Source organism: Streptomyces sp. NPDC051051 (assembly GCF_040682975.1).
Classification (GTDB): Bacteria; Actinomycetota; Actinomycetes; order Streptomycetales; family Streptomycetaceae; genus Streptomyces.
On sequence record NZ_JBFBCB010000119.1, the window covers coordinates 1 to 4,267 of the forward strand.

Genomic DNA, 4,267 nt, shown 5'->3' on the forward strand with positions numbered 1-4,267 from the left:
GGACTACGACAGCCAGCTCCTCGAGTCCGTCTCCGTGCGGCGGCGGCGGTTGCGGGATGCGCTGTTGTTCGGGCCCGCCGCGGACGGCCGCCGTCCGGAGCGCCGCCCTTGGCCGCCGGTGCCTCGGTCACCGGCGCCCCGGTCAGCGGTGGAGAGGGGGGCCGACCGGCCCCACGACCGGCCCCTGACAGCCTCTGGGCCTCCCCCGCGCGCCGCCCGACGATCGACGTAGCGACAAGCCCCGAAGGAGCCCCCGATGACGGACGACCTGCTCAGCCGGCCCGGAGTCCACGCCCTGCTCGCGGACGGCACCACCGTGTGCATCCGTCCCGTACTGCCGGGCGACCACGACCAGCTGGAGGGGCTCCACCAGGAGGTGTCCCCGCAGAACCCGCGCCGCGGGTTCTCCGCGGGGGAGGGCCGGTCCGCCGGGACGGCCGCCGACCGGGCCTGCGCCCCCGCGCGGCCCGGCCACCGCGCGCTGCTGGCCGAGGCACAGGGCAGCGTCCTCGGGCTCGCACAGTACGACGCACAGGACGGCACCGACGGCGCGCCCGACGCCGCGGACCTCTTCGTCGCCGTCGCCGCGGGCCTGTACCACCGGGGCGTGGGCACCCTCCTCGTCGAGCACCTCGTGTCGGCGGCCCGGTCGGACGGCATCACCACCTTCACGGCGGACGCGCTCGGCGAGGACCGGGAGGCCCTGTGTCTCTTCGCCGACCTCGGCCTGCGCGTCGACCGCCGCCCGGAAGGACCGGACGTCCGCTGCACCGTCGCACTGGGCGAGGACGACGCCTACCTGTCCGCCGTCGAGGCCCGGGGCAGGGTCGCCGACGTCGCCAGCCTGGAGCCGCTGCTGCGGCCCAACGCCGTCGCCGTCGTCGGCGCCGGACGGGTCCCCGGCTCCGTGGGGCGGGCCCTGCTGCACCACCTCCACATGGGCGGTTTCACGGGGCGTCTGTTCGCGGTCAACCCCGGCGCCACCTCGCTGCTCGGCGTGCCGTCGTACCCCTCCGTCGACTCCCTGCCCACGACGCCCGACCTCGTGGTGATCGCCGGGCCCGCCGCCTCGGTGCCGACCGTGGCGGAGCAGTGCGGCAAGGCCGGCGTACGGGCCCTGGTCGTCGTCACGGCGGGGCTGGACGACGACCGGGCGCGCGCTCTGCTGACGGTCTGCCGCACGTACGGCATGAGGGTGGTGGGCCCGAACTGCCTCGGCGTCTCGAACACCGAACCGCGCCTGTGCCTGGACGCCACCTTCGCCGCCGGCCATCCACTGCCGGGGACCGCCGGGGTCGCCGTGCAGTCGGGAGGCGTCGGCATCGCGCTGCTGGAAGGCCTGTCCCGGCTCGGCATCGGCGTCTCCACCTTCGCCTCGCTCGGCGACAAGTACGACGTCAGCGGCAACGACCTGCTCCAGTGGTGGGAGAGCGACGGCCGCACCGACCTCGCCGTGCTGCACCTGGAGTCCTTCGGTGATCCACGGGCCTTCTCCCGCACCGCGCGGCGCGTCACGCGCCGCATGCCGGTGCTGACCGTCGACGCCGGCCGCACCGAGGCCGGCCGCAGGGCCGCCACCGCGCACACCGCCGCCGCGGCCACCCGCACCATGACCCGCCAGGCCCTCTTCACCCAGGCCGGCGTCACCGCCACGCACTCGATCGGCGAACTCCTCGAAACCGCCGCCCTGCTCCACACGCAGCCGCTGCCCACCGGCACCCGCGTCGCCGTTCTCACCAACGCCGGCGGGGTGGGCGTCCTGGCCGCCGACGCCTGTGCCGAGGCGGGACTCGTCCTGTCCCGGTTCGGCACGCGACTCGTCGACGACCTGCGCGCCGCCCTGCCGGCCGGAGCCGCCGTGAGCAACCCGGTGGACACCACCGCGGCCGTCAGCGAGGAAGAACTGCGCACCTGCCTGGACCGGCTCGCGCAGGACCCGGCGATCGACGCCCTGCTGCGGGCCGTCACCCGAGGACCCGGACGGCGGGCGCGGCCGGTCGCCGTCGTGCGCCTGGACCAGGCGGTGCCCGTCACCCTGCTGCCCGCCGCCGACGACGACAGCGTCCCCTCGTACGCGGAACCCCGGGCGGCGGCGCGCGCCCTGACCCACGCAGCCCGGCGCGAGGCCTGGCTGCGCCGGCCGGCACCGTCGTGGACCCCGACGGAGTCGACACCGAACGCGCCCACGAGATCGCCGCGGCCTACCTCGCCGCCCACCCGGACGGCGGCCGGCTCGACCCCCGAACCTGCGCCGACCTCCTGTCCTGCTACGGCATCCCCCTGACGCCGTGGGCCTGGGCCGAGACGGAGGACGACGCCGTGCTCGCCGCCGACCGGCTGCGCGGCCTCGACGGCCGGGTCGTCATGAAGGCCCACTGGCCCGGACTGATCCACAAGAGCGCACAGCACGCGATCCACCTCGGCCTACGGGGCGGGGACCAGGTGCGGGCCGCCTTCCGCGACCTGGAGACGCGCTTCGCCGGACTGATGACCGGCGTGGTCGTGCAGCCCCTCGCCGAGCGCGGCACCGAACTGTTCGCCGGCGTCGTCCAGGACGACGTCTTCGGGCCGCTCGTCCTGTTCGGCCTCGGCGGCACCGCCACCGAGGTGCTGGCCGACCAGGCCGCCAGGCTCGCCCCGCTCACCGACCACGACGTGCACGACCTGATCACGTCCCCGCGCTGCGCCCCGCTCCTGTTCGGCGCGCACGGCGACGGCCCCGTCGACCTCGAGGGCCTGGAGCAGCTGCTGGCGCGGCTCTCCCGGCTGGCGGGCGACCTGCCGCAGCTCGCCGAGGCCGACCTCGACCCGGTCCTCGCGGCCCCCGGCCCGGTCTCCGTGCTCGACGCGCGGATCCGGCTGCTGCCGCGCCGGGCCCACGACCCCTTTCTGCGCCGGCTCCGCTGAGGAGGCAGGACGATGCGAAACGCCGAGGTCGCGTCCGTGATGACCACCGACGTCGTCCGAGCCGAGTACGGCACCCCCTTCAAGGCCGTCGCGCGGCTGCTCGCCGAGCACCGCACCGGCGGACTGCCGGTGGTCGACGAGCACGACCACGTCATCGGTGTCGTCTCCGAGACGGACCTGATGAGGCGCCAGGGGGAGACATCCGTCTTCCACCGGCCCGCCCGGCGCGCCGGACTGCCCGCGCTCACGTCCGGCGCCCGGCGGCGGGCGTCCGGCGTCCGGCGGCGGGCGGCCCGGGCGAGGGCCCGTACCGCCGGACAGCTCATGACCGGGCCGCCCGTCACCGCGCACGCCGACGACACCGTCGTCCAGGCCACCCGCACCATGGCCCGACGGCACGTGGAGCGGCTGCCGGTGCTCGACGCCGAGGGCCGGCTGGTCGGCATCGTCGCCCGGCACGACCTGATGCGGATCTTCCTGCGGCCCGACGCCGAGATCCGCCGGGAGGTGATCGAGGAGATACTGGTGAAAGCACTGTGGCTGCCACCCAGGAGCGTCGACGTCTTCGTGACGGAAGGCGTGATCACCCTGGACGGCCGCACGGAGCGCAGGAGCGAGACCGAGATCGCCGTGGCCATGGCCCGCCGGACGGTCGGCGTGGTCGACGAACTCACCCACCGGATGGACGACACCCGGCCCCGGCCCGGCACCCGGGTCCCGCACGGCGTGGCCGACGAACGGCCGCGACGTGTCCGAGAGACGCATCCGAGAGACGCATCTGAGAGGAGGCGGATCGCCATGCCGGACAACGTACTGGTCGCCTACGGGACGAAGAACGGCTCGACGGCGCAGATCGCGGAGGCGATCGCGGAGGTCCTTCGCAAGGACGGACTCGCGGCCGAGGCACTGCCCGCCGGGTCCGTGACGGACGTGGCGCCCTACGACGCCGTGCTGGTCGGCGGCGGGCTGTATGCCGGACGCTGGCACAAGGACGCCCGCCGCTTCGTACGACGCCACCGCCGGGCGCTGACCGGGCGCCCGGTGTGGTTCTTCAGCAGCGGACCGCTGGACGCCTCGGCCTCCGAGCGGGACATCCCGCCCGTGCCCGGCGTCCGGCGCGCCATGGACGAACTCGACGTCAGCGAGCACGTCACCTTCGGCGGGCGGCTGGAGGAGGGGGCCAGGGGACGCATCGCCCGCATGATCGTCCGGTCCGGGAAGGGCGGCGACTTCCGCGACTTCGCCGTGATCGAGTCGTGGGCGGCGGGCGTCGCGAAGGCCCTGCACGACCGCGGGAGCCCGTAGCGAGCGGGCCGGCGAGCCCCCGCCGCCCCGCCACCGGGAGGGGGCGCCGGGGGCG

At 75.6% G+C, this 4,267-nt stretch carries 1 protein-coding gene and 2 pseudogenes; all 3 read left to right on the plus strand.

The genetic code is table 11. The features are described 5' to 3' along the window. Positions 1–256: 256 nt before the first annotated feature. A pseudogene (locus tag AB0N31_RS36215) lies at positions 257–2,907 on the plus strand (GNAT family N-acetyltransferase). 39 nt (positions 2,908–2,946) lie between these two features. Then, positions 2,947–3,558 (plus strand): annotated as a pseudogene (locus tag AB0N31_RS36220) (CBS domain-containing protein); the annotation flags it as partial. 147 nt (positions 3,559–3,705) lie between these two features. Next, positions 3,706–4,212: a flavodoxin domain-containing protein gene (locus tag AB0N31_RS36225; RefSeq protein ID WP_366062794.1), complete on the plus strand. Its 507-nt coding sequence runs from the start codon at positions 3,706–3,708 to the stop codon at positions 4,210–4,212. Positions 4,213–4,267 lie beyond the last annotated feature (55 nt).

Coding starts and splice junctions, on each gene's coding strand:
- AB0N31_RS36225 (WP_366062794.1), top strand. CDS start 3,706: ATGCCGGACAACGTACTGGTCGCCTACGGGACGAAGAACGGCTCGACG.